The sequence below is a fragment of the Pantoea sp. BS_8 genome, assembly GCF_041954965.1.
Lineage (GTDB): Bacteria > Pseudomonadota > Gammaproteobacteria > Enterobacterales > Enterobacteriaceae > Pantoea > Pantoea stewartii.
This window is the reverse complement of sequence record NZ_JAVAXU010000016.1, coordinates 16,417-36,760: the sequence shown is the minus strand read 5'-3', so window position 1 is coordinate 36,760 and position 20,344 is coordinate 16,417. Positions and strand designations below refer to the sequence as shown.

The following is a 20,344-nucleotide window of genomic DNA, read 5'->3' as shown; positions in this document are numbered from 1 at the left end:
TACTGTCATCCAGCGTCGGGTGACACGATGTCAGAGGCCTCGTTGTTCAACTGATTCAGCAAAGCTGCCTTCCATTTTCATTGTGCCTTTAGCTCATCATATCCTACCAGTTCGTCCCCGCTATTCTTTCAGGCGCCCATTATGAATTCTTCATTCAACCCTTAATTTGCATCAGGAAAATGGCTTGAAACCACTGCAGGAGCATTCTGATGCGACATCCCTTCGAGCTCGACCCCGAAATCATTCACCACATCATTTACAGCCAGGCCGGATCAGTGGCCAAAGCCCTTATCGAACTCATCATGAACAGCGTCGATGCCGGCGCGGGTGCGGTCATTCTGGAGATTACCCCGGAGGGCTTCACCTGCCGTGACGACGGTCATGGTTTTGCTTCACATGACGATGTGAAACGCTATTTTGGCCGGTTCGGTACGCCACACCGTGAAGGCGATTCCACCTACGGTCGTTTTCGCCTCGGCCGTGGCCAGATTATGGCGCATGCCCGGACCGTCTGGCGCTCGCAGCGCTGGCAGATGGAGGTCGACACGCGGGTAATGGGTTATGAATATGAACTGACAGAGCCCGGAGAGATTCAGGAGGGGTGTGCCATCAGTGGTGACTGGTATGAGCCGATGTCCACTCAGGAGCGTATGTCATGCATGCAGGAAATTCGTGACCTGGTGCGTTACACGCCCGTCTCGGTCAGCCTCAACGGCAACGTGATTACGCGCAAACCGGAGCTGGAAAAATGGGATGCTGAGGATGACGCAGCCTGGTATCGGCTGCGTGAAGACGGCGCCGTCTCCATTTATAACCAGGGCGTGCTTGTGCGGCATGACCCGGGGCATAACTGGGGCGTGGGTGGCCTTATCGTGAGTAAAAAAGCCATTGCGCTCAACGTTTCACGAACTGAGATTCTGCGTAAGACCTGCATGGTCTGGAAGCAGATAGCAGCAAAATTCAGCGGGCTGGCTCAGGCCTTTTCTGACAACACCGGCAGCCACCGCAAAACCGAGTCACGCCGTGAGAAAACCGCCCGGGCGCTGCTTGCCGGTGAGGGAGACCTGCAGACGCTGGTTAACGGCGAAGAGGTCATTACGCTGCTCCCGGGCAAACAGCACGTTACCCTGGAGCACTTCCTGCGTAAATGCCGCTACTATCCGTCCGCCGTCGATAAAAACTGTTTTACTGTGGCTGAGTATGCACGGGACGTCCCGCGCGGGGAGCTCATTGCGCGTGCCGGCATCGCGCCGGTCATTCACCCGGTTACGCTGACTCGCTTTAACTGCGACGGCACGGATGATTTTATGGACTGCATGCGTCGCGTGCGCGACAACCTCACCGCGTACCGCGCACAGCTGCCGTCTTCCGGCCGCTGGGGAATGCCGTTCAGCTCAGAGCTGCAGCTCATCGATTTTGGCACGCTCAGCGCGAACTTTGTCGACCGCACGCAGATGGTGAGTGAAAAGACGCTGGATAAGGAAACCCGCAGGGCCTGGACCGCTCTGCGCTACTGCCTGGCCCAGTATGCACGGGTGTGCTCGGGCGGCGAACGCCATAGCACCTCACGGGCCCACGGCGGCGTGCGATTCCAGATACTGCTGGGCGAGTCGACGTCGGCCGAAGCCTGGACGGATGGTGAAACGTATATCGCCTACAACATCGACATAGTGCGCCAGCTTAAAACCGACGCGCTCAGAACGGCCAGTCGCCTCTTCAGCCTGACGGAGCACGAGGTGGCACATGAAGGTGACAGCATGGACTGCGGCCACGATGAGGGTTTTTATCAGCGGTTTCACGATATCAGCACAGAGTGTGCGGCTGAACGTCAGCATTTTATGCACGTCTGGCTGATGAAATACACAACCAGCCTTGAAGGGGCCGGTAAACGCGCTAAAGGCCAGGCGTGGAGTGAGCGTTACCTGGCTGAGCGTGCCAGTACTGGTCGTGAAAGGAACGGCCTGCCCGGGATTATCAGTGCTGACAGCCTGGCTGATGACGTTGGTGCAGCAGTCGAACCGGAGGACGGGGACCGTCTGGCATTCCTTAATCAGCAGCTCGGGGTAGCCGGCACACTTAAACCCGAATCCGTCAACTGGGCTGACGTTGTGGCTGAGGGGATCGAGGAGGCCACAGTCGCCCGCGAGCGCAGGGCTGAGGAGAGAAGAATTCAGGAGGAAGAGTGGGAAGCTTACAAAGCATCGCCTGAATACCTGCAGCTTATAAAAGACCAGACCGAGTATTTTGCTGCCTCTGAGCAGGAAGAGCGTGAGCACCTGGAGTCCAGTCGTCTTCGTTTACTTGAGTCCCTTCCCGGTGCAACCCCTGAAAACCTCACGCAGGAAATTTTAGAATATCTTGTCTACATCACAAATACATATGAAGAGGAGCTGGATGCCTGGCAGCGAAAAACATGGGAACAGCCCGGCGGATACCGACCTCTGCCCATTGCAGACGACGCCGATTCAGCTGTTCAAAAGTCCGAGACCCGACCAAAAGGCAGCCTCCCGGAATCATGGCTACCGTACGTTAATGAGGGTGAGACACGCGAAACGATTGAGCGCAATGCGGCCGCTGCAGGATTTTACTGGGAACTTGATTATCTTGAATGGCGGCATTCAAATGAGACTGACAGACTGAATTAATAAATAAAAAAAGGGGCCAGTAAGGCCCCTGAACGCGTATGTCTCAGTCATCGATTTTTTTAATTAATGAGTTATACCAACTTGCCACTCTGTTATCGACACTGCCAGCGTTATCTTTAGCTGTTTACGTTGATGATATGAATGAAAATTGATATTTACTTTCGTATTTCCGAACAATTACAACTTTGTATAAAAACATTAACACGGGAATGTTATGTTAATGTTCTGTTTAACTTCCAGCTTAAGCAACGCTGTATAATCAAAAGATTACCAAAATGCCTTCTTCGATTTCCGAGGTAAAAATGAAGTACCGTAGCGACATTGACGGCCTGCGTGCTGTGGCCGTCACTCTTGTTATACTTTTCCATGCAGGGCTCAGTGTAATAGCTTCAGGTTTTATCGGTGTAGATATCTTTTTCGTTATTTCTGGATTTTTAATAACCAAAATAATACTCGACAGTTATTCAGAAGGTAAATTTAGCTTAAGTGCGTTTTATAACCGACGGATATGGAGGCTACAGCCCTCCCTGCTGGTAGTGGTATTTTTTGCAGCGATACTCGGCAGTGTTTTCTACCTGCCCGATGACTACAATACGTTTTTACACAGCATTAAAAACCTGCTGTATTTTTCGTCAAACCGTTACTTCTCAGATGTCACCACGACCTATGCATCCGAAGACGCAAACTACCTTATTCTTCTTCATACGTGGTCGCTGTCCGTCGAATGGCAGTGGTATCTCTGCTTCCCAGTTCTCTTGCTGATAGCGCTGAAGTATGCCGGCAATTCTGGTGCCTTTTACATTAACTGTGCGGCAACCCTGTTTCTGACGTCATACACGCTTAATGTTTCTGCGACCTCACATACCGACCACTACTATGATTTGCTGTCACGGTGTTTTGAGCTGCAGGCGGGCAGCTGCCTGGCATTTGGCAGGCTAAAGCTCTGGGGGAAAGTGGCAGGAGTAACCGGTATCGGGTCTCTGGCTGTATTAATAGCGATCGCCTTAAAAGGTAACGTGCTTCCTGCTTACCCTAATGTCTTCACTGTAGTTGTTGTTCTGGCCACGGGCGCAGTTATCCTGTCCGGAGAAACCACGTTGACGGCAGCTTCACGATTACTTTCGTCGCGGGTTATGGTGTGGGCGGGTAAACGTTCGTATTCGTTTTATCTGTGGCACTGGCCCGGCCTTGCCGTTCTGCATTATATGAAGCTCTTCGGTAATAAAATGCTGGTTACCGGCGTGCTGGGTACGTCACTTTTGCTCGCCTGCCTTTCATATCGTTTCATTGAAATGCCGTTCAGACGTAATCAGAAACCGCTGCGGGCAACGTTTGGCTGGCTGATGATTTTCCCCCTCCTGATAAGTCTGGGTCTCTATGCTGCTGCCAGAAAAGATGAGTTTTTCCCCTGGCGGTTTGGCAGTGCGTATGCGCATGCAACGGCGCTTCAGCTGGAATACAAAAAACTTTCCGGCCACCGTTCTGACTGCCTTACTGATGATGTTGAAGGGAAATATCCGGATGACTACTGTACATTCGGACCGGCTGACGCAAAAAGCAGAGCATTCTTTATCGGTGACTCCAATGCAAACCACTACTGGATGTTCCTCGATGTTCTGGCTAAGAATGCCGGACTCAGGATAACCGCTCGCAGCACGGCCACCTGTCTGACATTACCCGGCCTGTACCAGTACGACTGGTGGTTTAAAAGCCGCAATACGATTTACGATCAGTGTCACATCAATACGCAAAAGTATTACCAGGATATTGAGTCAGGAAAATACAAATACGTCATCATTGGTGAGTTATGGCTAATGTACGTCAGCGATAAAATCCTTAACCATCCGGGCGATCCCCGAAGTCTTGAACTTTCAAAAGCGAGACTGGATAAAGCACTGAGAGAGGCCTTTGACATTATCGTTAAATCCGGCGCACGGCCCGTTATTATGAAGGAAATTTACACGAGACCTGAGGGTTATGAAGGCTGCATTAAAGACCATCTGATACGGAGGGAAAGCATACTGGATGGTTCCTGTAACATTCCCAAAGTCACCAGTCCGCCGCGCTCATGGTTCGACGGGGAGTTTACAGCGCTGAAAAAGGATTACCCCTCATTGATCATTATCGATATCAAGGATGCACAGTGCGCACACAATTTATGCGTGACCGAAGTTAAAGGCTCACCCATTTACCGTGATGTCGGGCACTTGAATGATTACGCGGCACACATTTTCGGAGAGGAATACCTTAAAATGGAAGGTAACCCATTCACTGATAAACGTTCATGATATTCATGACTATAAATCATCTATCGAATGATTAATGCATGGAGTTGAATAAAGCGGACTGACACGAGTATCAGTCCGTTATGAGCGAAAAGCGGAAGTTCGCAGTTGATCTCGTAGCCAAACTTTCACGTTACTAATATTGCGGCGTGTTGATCAACGGGAAGCAGGTCACTCATTACTTTCAATCAATTTAGGCGTCTCACCTGAATTAACGAACGGTCACCATGATTCAGGAATGTTTTTTTGCCGCGCCTCGGAGTTTTGAACATCTGAAGCTTTATCATTTATTCAGTAAGCGTAAATATGGTCCGGGCTGTGACCTCGTTCGTTTATAACAGACATTCATCCCATCCTCTTTATGTCTGGATTAGAGACTGCCAGATTCCTGGACATATTCATTCCAGAAAATGGGTTATCAGAACCTGAGCGTAGCCGTTGCTGTGATTTGTCGCTCCGCGCCGTAAAAACACGCCGTCGTGGCGTAACAGCCTGCGACGTAGTTCTTATCAAAAAGATTGTTAACATTTAAGCCAATTGATGAACCCGGCAGATTGAACCTGCTCAGATCGTACTGGATGACGGCATTCCAGATCGTGTAGGGCTTCACTTTAAAGGAGTTAGCGTTATCACCTTCCGTCGACCCGACATAGCGACTTCCCAGCCCTAACGTCAATCCACTTAACGCCGTTTCATGAAAAGTGTAGTTTCCCCATAATGCCGCCATATTTTTAGGGATCTCAGTTGGGCGATTACCTTCATATGAGGTGTCTTTGGTATATTCAGCATCCGTGTAGGAATAGCTGCCGATAATATCCACATTTTCTGTCAGTGCTGCTTTCGTCTCCAGCTCTATGCCTCTGGAGCGTAACTCGCCATTTTGCACTGAATATAAAATATGCTCAGGATCTGACGTCAGATTTTTATCTTTTGTTATCTGGAACAGCGATAAGGTTGCGGAAATCAATTTACCGTCAGGTATATATTTGATTCCGGCTTCATACTGTTTGGCGCGAGATGCCCGAAACATTTTACCTGAATAATCCGCTCCTGCTGTCGGCAGGAAAGATTCACTGTAGCTAATGTAAGGAGAAATACCGTTATCAAAAAGGTAGTTCAGACCTCCCCGCCATGTAAATTCATTATCGTCCTGTCTGGAGGTGGAATTGTTACTGAGGCGATTATCACTGTCTGCTTCAGACCAGTCATATCGGCCACCAAGTGTCAATACCCAGTGATTCCATTCGGACTGATCCTGTAAATAGAGGCCAGTCTGTTCCAGACGATCGACCTGACTCCTGTAGCCGAAATATTGTGTAGCCGTATTGCCATACACAGGATTAATCAGGTTCAGACTGGATGCCAGACCAAGCGCCTGCCAGACATCATTTCGCGTGCGCCGGTAATCCACGCCCATAAGCAGGGTGTGATCTGTGTTACCTGTAGAAAATTTATTCTGCGCCTGCGTATCTACTGCGAAGGTCGATAAACGCTCTTTGGCAGCAAGTGCACCCCGGGTTAAATAAGAAGGATTAAACGTAGAAATACTGCTTCCATAAATGGTCCGGTAATCCATATCTACCGTTCCGTAGCGCAGGTTCTGTCGCACCGTCCAGTAGTCATTGATTTGATGTTCAAAGGTATAACCAACTAACTTCTGTTTGCGGGAAATTTTGTTATAACCCGGTTCCCCGTCGTTAAAACTGGTGGGTAATTCTCCTCCCGCACCGCTGGTTACCGTTCCTTCTTTAGGCAGATAGCCAAACCAGCCTATATTAGGTTCATCGAGAAAACTGCTTAATAAAGTAAACTGAGTTTTGTCATCAGGACGCCATGTGAATGATGGCGCTAATGAATAACGCTTTGCTTTTTCACCTGTCTGTTGCTGGTCCTGATCGCTGGCAACACCCGTCAGGCGGTAAGTTAATCTGGCGTCATCATCAACGGCGCCGCCAAAATCAAAACCTGTCTGGAAAAGATTATGGCTGCCTGCTTTAAACTGCACTTCGTGAATGCTCTCCGCCGTGGGACGCTTACTGACCAGCGCAATAACACCGCCAGGCTCACTCAGTCCATACAGGACAGAAGCAGGGCCACGCAGCAATTCAGCACGTTCCAGCATGTAAGGATCGACCTGGAAGGAAGTAAAACTGTCGGCCTGAAGTTTGAGTCCGTCCAGATAAACATTATCCGAAATCTGGCTGAAACCCCGAATGTTGACTGAATTAAAGCCGCTTACCGATCCCCGGCCGTCAACCATCACATCTGCCGCGTAACGAAAAGCATCTTTCAGTGTCGGTGGGTCCAGCAAATCCATCTCTTCACGCGTTACAACGGTAATGGACTGAGGTGTTTTACGCAGTGGCGTGTCAGTTTTAGTCGCTGTCGCGCTTCGCTTTGCCACGACAGAGCCCACTGGTCCCCAGGCATTTTCTGCCGGGTAAGTCTCCCCATCGTTCGTTACAGTGATCGTATTCTGTTTAGTGGAAGCCTCGGCACTGTCCGCTGACAGTGCCGGAAATGACAGTGAGCTTATTAATGCGCTAATCATTACTGCACAAGAGCGTGGAATAAGAGCGTTTCGAACTTTCATGTCTGTATGCACTCGTATGGTTTTGATAAAATTCATATCACTGAAAAGAATAAGAGTCGTGTCGCTCGAAACGTTTTTTAAACATCAGCAAGCTTGTCGTGACGTTAAATTGCCCCCAAATGGTTGCATTCACGTCTTCCCTGACCTCGTTATCAGGTAATGCCACTTACCCTGCGCTGCGGTGAATCCAGCGCTTTCACTGCAGCAGAACGCTGATTCTTAAAGTCTGGGTCACAAAGAAATATTACAATTAAAAATAAAAATCATTCTCATTTAACAATGAAAATCATTTTACCGATAGCGAAACACAGACATTAAATTTTTCATTTCAGCCAAAAGTTGCCTGTTTTCTCTGAAGCAGGTTAAAAAGCAGATTTGCCGTCAAATACCGTAGTACTCTGACAATCATTCCAGACAGACTAAGGGCGAGTTCCTGCCAGACAGGCAGATCAAGCGGAGGGAGGTAGACTTTGCTGTAGGACAGGCAGATTTCTAACGCAGTAGTAGCAGGGTAACGGAGTTGAAAATGTTAACATTTTCGTCAGGCATGCCGCCCGGTTACGCGGGATAAGCGATAACAATTCAAGATTGTTTCCCTCAATAACCCCAGCTTTGTACTAAATTCGCTAATACCGCGACGGGAGGTGTGACCAAAACGAAACCAGAGATGCTAACAGCATATTCATGAGCATCATGGATAGTTATTGCCCGGAGTCTTTCGTCAGCATCGGCCTGTTACCGATAGCACCGGGCGAGAAATGAGCGGTTAACAAAAGGCGGAGCTGTGCGTATATGAAGAGACGTGACTGCTTAACCCTCAGCAGACAGAACGGGCAGTAAATAAAGGGTCTGGTAGTGCGTTCAATCCAGATAAATTTTGCCAGTCATCACGCCTGAAACTCCGCCTGTAGCGTTCTCGGTTTTTTCAGTAAGGTAGCGCGCTGGCGGCTTACCTACTGCTTTTCGAAACATGGTTATAAATCCGCTGGCGTTCTCATAGCCAAGTTCCAGCGCGACCGTCTGAACACTCTCTCCACGGGTAAGCCGCTGGAGTGAAAGAATGACATGCAATTGGCGACGCCAATGACCAAAACTCATTCCGATTTCTTGCAGCATCAGTCTGCTCATGCTTCTTTCACTCATACCTATACGATGAGCCCACTCTCGCAAAGAAGATTTATCCGCGGGATCGGCCAGTAGCTTTTCAGCAAGCTTCCGCAGCCTTCGATCACGTGGCATTGGCAGATGCAGATCTTCAACTGGCGCCATCGATAATTCATCAAGGAGAGTTGCTATCAAGCGGCTTTCCGGTCCCTCAGTCGGATAAAGCCCCGGTAAACCCGCTACTTTAAGCAACAATTCACGCAGGAGAGGGTTTACAGAGAGCGTGCAGCAGGTTTTAGGAAGCGATGGCAGCGCATCGGGTTCAACAAAGAGGCAGTAGCATTCTGTATTTCCAGCCCCCCTTGCAGAATGTGGCATGTTGCCCGGTATCCAGACTGCGCACTGAGGTGGGACAATCCACATCCCCTCGTCGATCTCACAATTGAGTACACCACGGACAGAATAGATCAATTGGGACTTACGGTGTTGGTGTGTTTCATGTTCCCAGCCTCTTGAAACCATAGATGCGCTGAGTGCAAAGACGGGACGGGGGACACTGTCAATATCGGGTAAAGCCACAGCATTCAGAGAAGGTAGCCGGGACATGTATTCAGCCTTAAGTTTGTGAAAACAGCATTTGGCAATTTTGAATAATATTATGTCCAAATTTTGCAATGCAGTCCAAGAGGGATTCAGATATGTTCATCACATAACGGGGGAGACTGCATTGCTTGCTGCGCGTCATGCCTCTGAAGCAACCATCTTTCGGCCCTGGAAAAGAGAGCTGAAAATCTTAATAAAATGATTCACAGGATTATGGCTATGCAAATTGATGATGCTGATTTTCCCGTTGTATGGATAAAGATGAATGCTCCTGGAAAGGGCTCGGCAGCACATGCGTTTAGTGAATTTGAGGCGTTACTGAACCGCAAGACCCCCTTCGTACTGCTCAGCGGTGAAGGTTTTACTGAAAGTAAACATGAGCATTCCGCCGATGAGATGAAGATGACAACACGCTGGATGAAAGCGCATAAAAATGAGTTAAAAGCGTTTGTTAAGGCCTCAATACTGATAGAGCCTAACAGCGTAAAAAGGGCTGCAGCCAAACCTTTCGCCATTATTTATGAAAAATTTTGGGGCTATCCTTTATTGATGGCAGCTTCTAAAGAAGAGGCTTTAGTAACAGCAAAAAAATTGCTATAAGTAAAACAGGCAGGTATCCCGGTAAAAAACACGAGGAAAGGCAACATCACCACATAGCTGTGGGCTGATTAGCCGGGTTATTCGACGTAATACACTCTGAAAGTGAGGGAAATGATTCCGTATTTGCGGAATCGAGTTTTACTGTAGATGTTGGTAATGGCTTAAAGGGCGTTAGAAAAAGATCTTCATCTTAATTCATAGATTTGGGCATGCCGGGCCATTATTTATCCAGTAGTTACTTTCCACTGCTTGCACAGACAGGCTCTGTACGAAGGACAAGATCCGCTGAGAGCGGGATACGGATTGTGGCTCACCGTCTCAAATGACATTTTCTTAAACTTTATCCGGCCTAACTAAGTGACCATCTGCATGAGATGTAAACCTATTCTACTTTACTGAAGGGAACTACAATCTTCCCTGAGATACTCACTGATACCTGGTTACGCCCCGCCCTTTTGGCAAAGTACAGGGCTTCGTCAGCATGGCGAAGAGCCTCTTCACGCGCGACTTCCTGACCACTAAAAACGGCTACACCCGCTGAAACGGCCATTCTGCCTACGCCAGGAAAGTTAGCTTTGCTTACCTCCAGACGAATGCGCTCTGCTGTAGCGGCACCGTCCAGAATAGACGTATTTGGCAGTAGTATAATGAACTCCTCTCCTCCAAACCTACTGACCAGATCTGTCGGTCGACTCGCCTTTTCGAGTAACTCCGCAAGGCCGACCAAAGCAAAATCTCCCGCGTCATGACCAAATTTATCATTAATGTACTTAAAGTGATCGATATCAATCGCGATGATGCAGTGTTCTGCACTGTCAACCATTTCTTCAGCCGTCACGGTAAAGCCGCGCCGGTTATAAAGCCCCGTAAGGGGATCTGTCATTGCATCATCACTGATAGCGGCCATATGTCCTGATACAGCCCTACGGTGATCACGAACGGCATCTGCCAGGCATTCAGCTTCATAATACCATGCATGTATACCGATGACCGACTCCGCAGTAGCATTACTACCTCCTTCTCGTACCATTGCTGCAAGCTTCTCGAGTGGTAAAGCAATGCGTCCCGCAAGCAGTACCATGACACCTGAGGTCAGTGCCAGGATTCCGATAATGAACCAGAAGGTATTTCTCACAGAGTTCAAAAGTATAGCTTTTACCGTTTCAGACGTACCGGCCATAAAGACATTCCAGCCGGTGGAACGAAGGTTCGCATATCCGATCAGTAATTTATGTCCGTTGTTTTCAATGCTGAACTGTCCACTTTGCGTATCGGCCAGGCGTTTCTGGATCGAGACAGGAAGAACCATCTTAGTACCGGTCTTGCCTGGGTCTTGACTGTAAATAATCAGCCCTTCATTGCTGACAATACTGACAACAGAGTCCTTTCCAAAAAAATGCCGACTAAGGATATCGCTAAGCATGCTCTGCTTTTTGAGATAAATTGTTCCTCCGATATAGCCGAGATAATTACCTTTAGAGGTGAAAAGCGGCTGAGAGATAAAGATGACGTAATTACCAGTTTCTGCGGTGAAAGGGGGAGAGATATATGGTTTTTCCATATCAACAGACTGCAGGCTGACAACAGGTTTAAGTCTGACACCGACAAGTTTCAGGCTTTGAGGCGATGTGGCAGTAACTACCGCGTTCCGGTTTACCACGACGACTGTATTGAAAAAGCCGGACTGCAGCCTTAACCGCTCGCTTTCACTGGCCAGTTGAACAACATCATCAAGCGTATTTATCTGAGACGCACTCCAGGCCAGTTCCTGCTGCGCAGTTTTGAGGTAGCGGTCGATTGTGTCAGCGAGCTTTTGAGCGTAAGCGATGTTATCGCTTAGTAAGCTTTCTTCGATGTTTTTTTTCTGGAAAAGAAAGAGCGCCCCCATCATCAGCATGCAAGTAATAATAACCCCTCCTGCGGTAAGCGAAGTCAGAAGAAGCCGGAGATGAATTTTTCTTTTTAACATTACAAAATCCGGATTTTAATTTTTCTTAAACATTATATCCATCAGCATTGGGTCTAAATCCCCGATTAGATAACTAAAAAGGTGGCTTTTGGGAGCGTTCGAAAGTCAAAAAAGACTCTTACAGACATTGATGAATGTATGGTCACGATTGATGATGAACAGGACATATGACTGACCAAAAATCATTTGTCATGATAAAAATATCAGTGGCAGGTTACCGGCGTCCAAAAGATTATTGTTCATCGGTGCTTCTGCAGCCTCAGCCGAACTCAGTCATAGCCCCTCGTAAGCATTTAAAGGGCAATATTGATACTGGAGAAAAGTTGGATGAATACAAATACCCATTCCTATGGGCAGTAATATGATCGTACTTTGGCTGCATATATTGGCTCAGAAAAACATCGCTGTCAGTCAGAGCTATTACCTCAGGTATCATGACAATCCTGCCGGTGCATTTGTCAAGCCAGTTGCACAGGCCATGCGTCTTTCCGTTTAAGCCAGAGCGGGTTCCTATTGTTCAAGTCAGACGATTGTTAGCAACGTCCGCACCTGGCACAGAGCGGACTTGCTGACTGAACTGAAAGTTCGCTATGAGCGAGATATTGACATTAAAAAGCTGCGAATCATAGCCTTCCTCAAAGGGTATGCATGCGGGCATGAAAGCTAGCGTGATGTATATCGTAAATAAGCATCCCCTGATAATATAGGGGGGCTTTTCAAAGATGTAACGAGGCAAGTATATTGGAATGGCATGATAAAAATGGAAAATATGACTATGTTCAGAACCCTCGCTTTAGCTCCACTTCTGCTGTCCCAAACAATTTGCTTCGCGGCCTCACATGAACAGGTAATGCTTTTAAATGCAGAACAAAAAATCGGTACCGAGGTTATTTGTCATGTCCCACTGAATATTATTGTGGACCAGAAGCCCGTCACACTGGATTTTAAAAACAGTATGACCGTGATTTCAAACCAAGGAAAAATTAGAACGTATCAGGTCATTGCAACGTTTGTACCCTATGGCACAACTACACCTGTTATCACACAACGCTATCATCTTACCGTTACAACAGACGAAACAGGCCAAACACATAAAATCGTTCCGAACAGTGTCAACGTAACCAGTCCATACTCTGTTGAGTTGGCCCATAAAAATGAATCTCAGCTTCGCAATGCCTCTGAAAGTTATCAATCTGATAGCATGGTGTCAGTAACTGATTTTCCGAACTTCACTATTCAGGGATATGAAAATGGTCCTATCACTCGATGCGCTATATTCCCTAAAAACAGTAGTAGTTAGTACATTCCGATGTTAGCAACGTTGGCTTATGGCATATAGTGGACTTTTGCGCCACAACGCTCGCTATGAGCGAAAAGTGGGCGTCAATATGACGGCGACTGTCAAATTCAACATGACTGACCTGCCCCCTACGATTAATACACCGCCAGGGTAGCAATGTCCGCTTCTGGCACGAAGTCGCATGCTGGAAAGAACTTAGGCAGCTGTGAGCGAGAAGCGGGCGTTCGCAGTTATCCGATAGTAGAAGAGTTTGCTGATTAGGTCGTGTATTCATCTGCAGGGGGCAGGTCACCGCTTTGAGCGAGGAGCAGACGTTCACAACTATCATCGCCATTGATAAAGCTCTACTCACCTTCCCGTGTGTTAACCGACAGGGAGCAGATCACCGTATTTTACATAGCCCTCCAGCGTTGCATCCGCAACGTCGATTCCGATCACCTCGGAGAACTAATCGACACTACGACCACGGCGTTTAAATGCTTATTTGAGAATTAGTCGCTAAGCCATGACCATACTTTATATACACCATACCCAACTAAAGCTACGCCTCCCGCGGCAAGCACAACGGGGGCCGCAGCTACTGTAGCTGCTGAAGCTCCAGTTAAGCCAACAATAGTACTCGCTCCACCAGAGAAAGCTGCTGTAGTTAACCCTGCACCACTAGCAACAGACGATATACCGGTCAATGCTGAAGTACCGGATGTCATTGCCCCTGATGCTATAGCTCGCGTAGCAACTTGACGGCTTGCGATGGACGCCGCAGTTCTTAATACCGTGGGGGCTGTTTGAGTTATTTTATAATAGCTGTAAGCATTGAACCCCGCCTGCCCTACAGATACTGCCATAGTCTTCACTGTTTTGACCTGAGCGCTTTCACTAACGCCAGTCACACACCATGTCGCAAAATGCTCACAGTTGTTGTTGAATAAATTATATCCATCCTCACCCAGTCTGGATTTAGCCCTTTTCACAATATCTACATTGGAGTAAACACATTTAGCATCCAGATGTTCGATTATGGCAACTTCGCTCTGGTTCTGATTGAAGTCTTCAAACGAAGTCTCACAGATTTTACCTTTGCTTAACCCACTTGCCAGACCTGAATAGTGGATAACTTTACCACTCCCAATGTAAATACCATGATGAGTATATCCGGTACGTTTGGATGAAAGGTGTGCGCCAAGGGTAAACATCGATTACTCCATTTTCAGCTAATCATATCCGCCGAGTTTATACCCGAAAGTATTGTTTGGAAATCACCAAGCGTTCAAATTATCTTGTAAAGACTTTTCCCCCTTATGACAGGAGAAGTTAAACGAGGTTAATGATGTCCGCGTTGAGCGAGGAACGGACGGATTGCTATTGATTGCACCACAAGGTGATTTAAGCGTCTAATGTGGTTGAAAATCACAGGTCATTAAAGTTAGGTATTTTTTTGCCGATGTAACATGGACATCCATTCACGGAGGAAGGCACATGAGAAGTTTGGTTTTATCTGCGTTGCTTCTATTAACTATAGTTCCAGCTTCGTATGGTCAAGAAAATATTCAGCACAAACAAATTAAACCATATGTGATTAATTTTCTTAAAAAAGTAGCGAGTTCATCGGCAAGTTGTGATTTATTCAAAGATTTTTTAGCAAAAGATCCTTCAAATGAAAGTAATAAGAAAATGATGTTGGGTTTTTGCGATAGCGATATTGATTTTTCAAAGCCAATATCATTCTCCGAAATGAGCACTCATCACTTTGAGGGGGCGAATTATGTGTGCGGAATCATTTCTGGCCGAACAAAAATCAATCAAAAAATAGGTGCTCGGTTTATCTCTGCAGAGCCACAACACTTGATATTAGACGTTAAGTACTCACGCCGTCCGATTGCATACACGATTGATGATAAATCCTTAGTTTATGAGTATCACTTGCAGATGAAGTCATTTAATGAGCTTAACAAAAAATATTGCCAGTGAATGATAATTCAGGCTGATGTTCCGATAAACTGTAAGGTGGTTGTATCCACGCATAACTCATATAGTTTTCAGCAAGTGAGATATACTTCGACTTCCGGCACGGAACGGACATGTATGCTCGGCAATGCCAGCAGTGGGCAAGCAGCAGGTTAATTTACAGTGAATGTCTGCGATTCCACTCATCCACCACATCCCCTAAATTTTTTGGGGCATCATTTCTTATACAGACCATAAACGCACGATCAAATCGAAAATCCGGGCTACATTCATCAATCATGAAACGACGAACATTTTGTGTATTTTTGTAATTTTTATCAACGACAGTGGTGCGGGTTAAAGAAGAACTGTGCCAGTCGATCTTCACTTGTTTACTCCTATATAAACAAACGGTATCAGCCTCAAAACTAGCACTATTGATGTGTCCTCTTATGGCACAAAGCGGACATTTGCGGCTGGCAACGTTTATCGTGTGTGGTGAGTTGGCAAAGAATTATGATTTCTGAGTTAAGAGTTAACGGCTGACCCTGCCACGCGAGCAACGCACCCTGACTGCATTATCCATTCAGGGAGTGTTATTCATGAAAATCCCCCTCAGCAGCCTTACCATCCTGTTTCTGACCGCAGGTGCCCACGCCGGCACCGTGATTTATACCGACCATGCGCACCCCGTTAACGGCGAACTGAGTCCCGACGTCACCGTCACAGAGCTGGACGCGCCCGACCGCCTATTGGCGCAGCAATTCGGCCCGCTCTCCGCTGCCCCCGCGCAGGCTGAGCAGCAGGCCCGGGCGGTCATCACCTCGCCGGCGTTCCGTCAGAATCAGCAGGCGTTAGCGGCGAGCTATGCCGGCGTCGCACACGCCTGGTCACTCGGGCTGGAAAAGTACCCGGCAGTGGTGTTCGACGATAAATGGGTGGTGTACGGCACCACCGATGTCGCCGCAGCCCGGGCGAAACTCAATGCCTGGCGGGAGAAACAGCCGTGAACATGCACCTGTCCCGTCCGCGCCGGCTGATGCTGGCCACGCTGTTTACCTGCACCGGCACGCTTGCCAGCGTGAACACCGCGAGCCTGGTCTCCAGCGCCATGAGCCCGGACTGTATCAGCTGGCGCATCAGCGGCATCTGCTACTGGCTGCTCTGCACACCTTTCGGCTGCACGGTGAAAACCTCGGTCAAAGTCACCCACTACATTCCGGAAGCCGTGGTCTCTGCCTACCTTAACCCGGGCGACAACCCGTGGACCGAAATGTCTGCCGTGAGCGCCACGGCGGGCGGCGCTGAAAGCCTGGTATCCGGCGGTCTTGCCGGCGTGCCTGCAGGTGGTGGCCGTCAGGAGATGAAGGCTCCGGGCATGCGCAAGCAGAACCTGCATTTCTACTACGGCGATGCATATGGCCACCCGGCGACGTCGATTATCGGCGGCATGGTGCCGGGCTACTCCTGCCGCTCAGCCGCCACGCCGTTCGTGCCGTATTTTGTGAGCGCCATGGACGCGCTGGCCTGGCGAACGGGCGTGCCGGAGTCGCTCTATCCGGAAGCGCTCATCCCCGGAAAACGTGATATCGGGAATACCTTTGCCGGCGAGATGTGGGGCAACGTTTATCCCCGCAGCGGCTTCGTGACGCAGACCGACAGCTACAAATCGGCGGCCGTTGCGGTCCAGCGCGTGGCCGACATCATCACCCGCGAGGGACAGCTGCACGTCTATAACCCACTTGTTGGCCAGCGGTCTCCGGGTTACTGGCCACCGGACCCCGTTACCGAAAACACCGGCACAAAAAACCACAAGTGGCAGCGGCTTTCGCCGCAGCTGTCGCAGAGCTGCGCGGTCTTTCCGGACACGGGTGGCCAGACGGCGGAAAGCGGCGATTATGCCTGGGCACTCTGGCAGCCATACAGCTGCTGTAAGCGACGTGGCCAGACCTTCCTGTACAGCACCGATTTTTAATAAGGACACACAGCATGAAGAATTTCAGCGTTAAAAAACTGCGCGTGGCCACGGGCGCGTTAATCCTTTCGCTGGCGATGCCGGCACTGGCCATCGACACCACGCTTTCCTCGCAGGGCGCCGGCGTCAGCGGTGCCATCAACGACGGGCTGTTCTATTCCATCGGCGGCGGCTCGGTCATTTCGCCGCCCTCAACCCGCAGCAACATGTCGCGCCTCGGTCTGGACGGCGGCTGGAGCAGTGATTTGATGTGCGGCAACTTCGACCTGAAAACCACGGTCGGTAACCAGCTGAACGGCATCACCAGCGGATTCAAGGACCTCATGGGCAACGTCATTCAGGGGGCGACCGGCGCGGTGATGAGCATGCCGGCGATGGCCATTCAGCGTGCCAATCCGGGTCTGTATGAAATGCTGACCAACGGCGTGCTGCAGGCGGGCCTGAACTTCGACAAGGCCCAGCTCAACTGCCAGAACATGTCGAAAAAGCTGGCCGACTATACCCTGGGCAGCAAGTGGCAGCAGGCGGCGGTGTCTGAAGAGTATAAAGACATCGTGGCATCGAGCGGCGGTGATGCGGTATCGAGCGACCAGAAGCTGCAGAAGGCCACCGGCGAAGAAGGTGTGACCTGGGTCGGTGGCCAGAAACGCGGCGGCAAGGGACAGCCGGCGATTCAGCCCACGCGCGACCTGGCAAAAGCCGGCTACAACATGATGAACAGCCTGCCGGTGACCAGCAACAGCAGCGTAGGCTCATCCAGCTGTAACGGTACGGCCTGCCAGCGCTACAAATCCTCCGATGAAGCCGCAGCGGCCGTTGTTAAAGTTCTTGGCGATCGCTCTATCCGTACCTGCCGTGAAACCAGCGAGTGCACCAGCGGCGGCGCGGATAACCAGCCGGGCAGCACCGTTGCCGGCACCGGCTTCTCGCCGGTTCTGGAAGATGCCACCAAAACCAACCTGGAGCAGCTCAGCAAACTGGTTAACGGTCAGCTGCAGCCCACGGCCGATAATCTGGCCGCGCTCAAAACTGGCAGCCTTGTCGTCACGCGCGGCGTGATTCAGGCGCTGCGCGATGACCCGGACAGGGCCGCACTAGTGCAGCGACTGGCGGGTGAGCTGGCCATGGCTGACACGGTTGAGGCGGCACTCACCATGCGCCGCATGCTGACGACCGGTGAGTCTGAACCGAATGCGGCCGAACAGCCTGAGGCTATCGCCGAGGGTGATCGTCGAGTGGATGCGCTCGACCGCGAGCTGAACGCGCTGCGTAACGAGATGGAGCTGCGCAAATCCATCAGCAGTAACAGCCTGCTGACCACGCTTGAGCGTCAGGGCGAACGTAATCAGGATAACCAGCTGCAGCAGAAAGCCGGTAATCAGGACCAGGGCTTCAGTCAGATGAGTCAGCCTCAGCCGGGAGGAAACTGACATGAAACGCAGATTACTGAGCGGCTTCACCGGCCGCATTTTGCTGATATTCCTCAGCACCGTCGTGGCCATGGCCGCGATTTTTGGCCTGGCTTCGGTGTTCATGGCGTACGACCCGGATGGTCACCTTATTCAGAAGTGGCTCTATGACAGCCGCTGGGCCATGTTTGCCTGGCGACTGTGTATGTACGTATTCATCGGGTGCATCTGGATTATGAAGCTGCGGCCGCGCCTGCTTAAGCGCTGGCCGGACGCTGCCGGAGGCCTGCCGCGCCTGGAGCGCCTTGCCATCATTTATCTTCTGGCCACGGAGTACGTGGCCTGGTCAAATGCGGTTCAGGGAGGCTGAGATGACGGCAAACAGTTACCTGGAATACTTCCTCATCCTGTTTGGCTGGGTCCTCAATAACTCAATGTGGGGCATCCTCAGCAATACCGGCCTCTTCGCGCTGCCGCTGGTTTTTAAGGTACTTGGCGTGTGGCTGAAGGTGCGGGAGGAAGGTGCCGATGAGGGAAACAAAGGCGTTCTGGCGCTGCCGCGCATCGAGCACGCCATCTATGTCTCATTTCTGGTCATGCTGGTCTGCTGCATTCCGCTGCTGCCGGTGGATATCAGCACGATCAAGTTTGACGACGCGCGGGCAAAACAGTGTGGCTTCAGCGTACCGACGCCGCAGAACTCCGGCTATAAAGGGCTCGTCAACGACTTCGACGGCCGTACGGCTGAGGTGCCGGTGTGGTGGTATCTGCTGCATGCGATGTCGAAAGGCACCACACAGGCGATGATTGCGTCCATTCCCTGCGGCACGCAGCTGCGGCAGCTGCGCTTTGACGTTCAGAACACTAAACTGCGCGACCCGGTAGTGCTGCAGGAGGTCCAGGACTTCGCAAACCAGTGCTACTCCCGGGCCTATTTTAAGCTGAAGAACAGCAATAGCCAGCTGAGTGACGCCACCATCAACTCGGTCGGCTGGATTGGTAGTGACTATTTCCTTAACACTGCAGGTTATTATGACTATTACACGGCCATGACGCCACGAAGCCAGTGGCCCTACAGCAGCAGCCGGGACAGTGGCTATCCAGATACAGGCCAGGGGGGATATCCAACGTGCAAAACGTGGTGGTCAGACGGCAGCAACGGACTGCGCAAACGCGTGCTGGCCAGCTTCAGCGAATCTACCCGAAAAGAGCTTCAGCGCCAGTTCCCGGGCACTCAGTGGGAAGAGCCGGCGCTACGCTGGCTGGTCAGCCCCAGCAACGCAGAAATTTCAGGCAGCGGTGTCACTTACATGTCCGGCAGTGCGGACACAACAAGCGGTATCGGAGGGAGCCTGTCTCGGTTTGCGTCCACGGTCGGGCTGGGCATGAAGCAGGTTGAGGCCTTGCCGGGTTTTGATGCCCTTAAGCAGGCACTGCCGATGATTCAGGCGCTGCTTCAGATGATGATCATCATCGTTATACCTGTGCTGATGATGTTCAGTGCCTATGAGCCAAAGACGGTTGTGACGATTTCGTTTGCGCTGTTTGCTCTGCAGTTCATCACGTTCTGGTGGGCACTGGCGGGTTGGCTGGATGACAGACTGATTACCATCCTCTACTCAAACCTGGCCGCAGGCGGGCTGGCATCGGGGCAGCCTATTGCAGACTTCCTCAGCTCACCGCGTGACGGATGGATCATGAACATGGTTCTGGGGATGATGTATTTGGTATTTCCGAGTTTTTGGGTCGGTATGATGAGCTGGGTGGGAATAAATCTCGGAGGTGTGATGAGTAGCATGATGGAAAAGGCATCGTCAGGTGCTCAAAACGCAGGGGAACAGGGTGGCGCGATAGCGAAAGATGTTGTTTCTAAAGGTATTTCTAAAATCTAGGCCAAATCAAAGTCAAAGCCGATAC

General features: G+C 50.1%; 15 protein-coding genes. 10 read left to right on the top strand and 5 right to left on the bottom strand.

Annotated elements, in window-relative coordinates:
• Window positions 1-209 precede the first annotated feature (209 nt).
• Together RAC65_RS20720 and RAC65_RS20715 are read left to right on the top strand one after the other, a co-directional pair.
• Complete coding sequence (locus RAC65_RS20720; RefSeq protein ID WP_375097187.1) at window positions 210-2,645, top strand: ATP-binding protein; 2,436 nt, start codon at window positions 210-212, stop codon at window positions 2,643-2,645.
• Between the two features lie 275 nt (window positions 2,646-2,920).
• Window positions 2,921-4,933 carry an acyltransferase family protein gene (locus RAC65_RS20715; protein ID WP_375097186.1) on the top strand — a complete coding sequence of 671 codons (2,013 nt, stop codon included), beginning with the start codon at window positions 2,921-2,923 and terminating at the stop codon, window positions 4,931-4,933.
• 415 nt (window positions 4,934-5,348) lie between these two features.
• Here the strand turns inward: RAC65_RS20715 and fhuA are convergent, their stop codons facing one another.
• Together fhuA and RAC65_RS20705 are read right to left on the bottom strand one after the other, a co-directional pair.
• Window positions 5,349-7,523: a ferrichrome porin FhuA gene (fhuA, locus tag RAC65_RS20710; RefSeq protein ID WP_375097185.1), complete on the bottom strand. Its 2,175-nt coding sequence runs from the start codon at window positions 7,521-7,523 to the stop codon at window positions 5,349-5,351.
• An 861-nt stretch (window positions 7,524-8,384) separates the two neighbouring features.
• The gene (locus RAC65_RS20705) at window positions 8,385-9,233 is read right to left on the bottom strand and encodes a helix-turn-helix domain-containing protein (protein WP_375097184.1); all 849 of its coding nucleotides are present in this window, start codon (window positions 9,231-9,233) and stop codon (window positions 8,385-8,387) included.
• Window positions 9,234-9,449: 216 nt separating this feature from the next.
• Here RAC65_RS20705 and RAC65_RS20700 point away from each other — a divergent pair, with 216 nt between their 5' ends.
• Window positions 9,450-9,830, top strand: a complete 381-nt coding sequence (locus RAC65_RS20700) for a hypothetical protein (protein WP_375097183.1) — start codon at window positions 9,450-9,452, stop codon at window positions 9,828-9,830.
• Between the two features lie 382 nt (window positions 9,831-10,212).
• Here RAC65_RS20700 and RAC65_RS20695 read toward each other — a convergent pair whose 3' ends face one another.
• A complete protein-coding gene (locus RAC65_RS20695; RefSeq protein WP_375097182.1) occupies window positions 10,213-11,799 on the bottom strand; it encodes a sensor domain-containing diguanylate cyclase in 1,587 nt (528 codons plus the stop codon).
• A 760-nt stretch (window positions 11,800-12,559) separates the two neighbouring features.
• On the opposite strand from RAC65_RS20695, the gene RAC65_RS20690 reads away from it, so the two are divergent.
• Window positions 12,560-13,099: a hypothetical protein gene (locus tag RAC65_RS20690; RefSeq protein ID WP_375097181.1), complete on the top strand. Its 540-nt coding sequence runs from the start codon at window positions 12,560-12,562 to the stop codon at window positions 13,097-13,099.
• A 491-nt stretch (window positions 13,100-13,590) separates the two neighbouring features.
• Here RAC65_RS20690 and RAC65_RS20685 read toward each other — a convergent pair whose 3' ends face one another.
• A complete protein-coding gene (locus tag RAC65_RS20685; RefSeq protein WP_324030703.1) occupies window positions 13,591-14,292 on the bottom strand; it encodes a lecithin retinol acyltransferase family protein in 702 nt (233 codons plus the stop codon).
• 283 nt (window positions 14,293-14,575) lie between these two features.
• On the opposite strand from RAC65_RS20685, the gene RAC65_RS20680 reads away from it, so the two are divergent.
• On the top strand, window positions 14,576-15,067 hold the full coding sequence (locus RAC65_RS20680; RefSeq protein ID WP_324030702.1) for a hypothetical protein: 492 nt from the start codon (window positions 14,576-14,578) through the stop codon (window positions 15,065-15,067).
• Window positions 15,068-15,221: 154 nt separating this feature from the next.
• Here the strand turns inward: RAC65_RS20680 and RAC65_RS20675 are convergent, their stop codons facing one another.
• Window positions 15,222-15,431 carry a DUF6434 domain-containing protein gene (locus RAC65_RS20675; protein ID WP_072006680.1) on the bottom strand — a complete coding sequence of 70 codons (210 nt, stop codon included), beginning with the start codon at window positions 15,429-15,431 and terminating at the stop codon, window positions 15,222-15,224.
• A 214-nt stretch (window positions 15,432-15,645) separates the two neighbouring features.
• On the opposite strand from RAC65_RS20675, the gene RAC65_RS20670 reads away from it, so the two are divergent.
• The 5 genes from RAC65_RS20670 to RAC65_RS20650 all read left to right on the top strand — a co-directional run bounded on the left by RAC65_RS20670 (window position 15,646) and on the right by RAC65_RS20650 (window position 20,319).
• Window positions 15,646-16,053, top strand: a complete 408-nt coding sequence (locus RAC65_RS20670; protein ID WP_128391852.1) for a TIGR03757 family integrating conjugative element protein — start codon at window positions 15,646-15,648, stop codon at window positions 16,051-16,053.
• A 2-nt stretch (window positions 16,054-16,055) separates the two neighbouring features.
• Window positions 16,056-17,018, top strand: coding sequence for a TIGR03756 family integrating conjugative element protein (locus RAC65_RS20665; protein ID WP_375097212.1), 963 nt, complete (start codon window positions 16,056-16,058; stop codon window positions 17,016-17,018).
• Between the two features lie 77 nt (window positions 17,019-17,095).
• Complete coding sequence (locus tag RAC65_RS20660) at window positions 17,096-18,448, top strand: integrating conjugative element protein (protein ID WP_375097211.1); 1,353 nt, start codon at window positions 17,096-17,098, stop codon at window positions 18,446-18,448.
• 1 nt (window position 18,449) lies between these two features.
• A complete protein-coding gene (locus RAC65_RS20655; RefSeq protein ID WP_176018327.1) occupies window positions 18,450-18,797 on the top strand; it encodes a hypothetical protein in 348 nt (115 codons plus the stop codon).
• 1 nt (window position 18,798) lies between these two features.
• Window positions 18,799-20,319: a conjugal transfer protein TraG N-terminal domain-containing protein gene (locus tag RAC65_RS20650; protein WP_375097180.1), complete on the top strand. Its 1,521-nt coding sequence runs from the start codon at window positions 18,799-18,801 to the stop codon at window positions 20,317-20,319.
• Window positions 20,320-20,344 lie beyond the last annotated feature (25 nt).

Excerpts from the sequence above, each read along its gene's own strand:
- RAC65_RS20685 (WP_324030703.1), bottom strand. The coding sequence starts at position 14,292 with ATGTTTACCCTTGGCGCACACCTTTCATCCAAACGTACCGGATATACT.
- RAC65_RS20665 (WP_375097212.1), top strand. The coding sequence starts at position 16,056 with ATGCACCTGTCCCGTCCGCGCCGGCTGATGCTGGCCACGCTGTTTACC.
- RAC65_RS20655 (WP_176018327.1), top strand. The coding sequence starts at position 18,450 with ATGAAACGCAGATTACTGAGCGGCTTCACCGGCCGCATTTTGCTGATA.
- RAC65_RS20715 (WP_375097186.1), top strand. The coding sequence starts at position 2,921 with ATGCCTTCTTCGATTTCCGAGGTAAAAATGAAGTACCGTAGCGACATT.
- RAC65_RS20670 (WP_128391852.1), top strand. The coding sequence starts at position 15,646 with ATGAAAATCCCCCTCAGCAGCCTTACCATCCTGTTTCTGACCGCAGGT.
- RAC65_RS20660 (WP_375097211.1), top strand. The coding sequence starts at position 17,096 with ATGCCGGCACTGGCCATCGACACCACGCTTTCCTCGCAGGGCGCCGGC.
- RAC65_RS20695 (WP_375097182.1), bottom strand. The coding sequence starts at position 11,799 with ATGTTAAAAAGAAAAATTCATCTCCGGCTTCTTCTGACTTCGCTTACC.
- RAC65_RS20690 (WP_375097181.1), top strand. The coding sequence starts at position 12,560 with ATGGAAAATATGACTATGTTCAGAACCCTCGCTTTAGCTCCACTTCTG.
- fhuA (WP_375097185.1), bottom strand. The coding sequence starts at position 7,523 with ATGAAAGTTCGAAACGCTCTTATTCCACGCTCTTGTGCAGTAATGATT.
- RAC65_RS20650 (WP_375097180.1), top strand. The coding sequence starts at position 18,799 with ATGACGGCAAACAGTTACCTGGAATACTTCCTCATCCTGTTTGGCTGG.
- RAC65_RS20680 (WP_324030702.1), top strand. The coding sequence starts at position 14,576 with ATGAGAAGTTTGGTTTTATCTGCGTTGCTTCTATTAACTATAGTTCCA.
- RAC65_RS20705 (WP_375097184.1), bottom strand. The coding sequence starts at position 9,233 with ATGTCCCGGCTACCTTCTCTGAATGCTGTGGCTTTACCCGATATTGAC.
- RAC65_RS20700 (WP_375097183.1), top strand. The coding sequence starts at position 9,450 with ATGCAAATTGATGATGCTGATTTTCCCGTTGTATGGATAAAGATGAAT.
- RAC65_RS20720 (WP_375097187.1), top strand. The coding sequence starts at position 210 with ATGCGACATCCCTTCGAGCTCGACCCCGAAATCATTCACCACATCATT.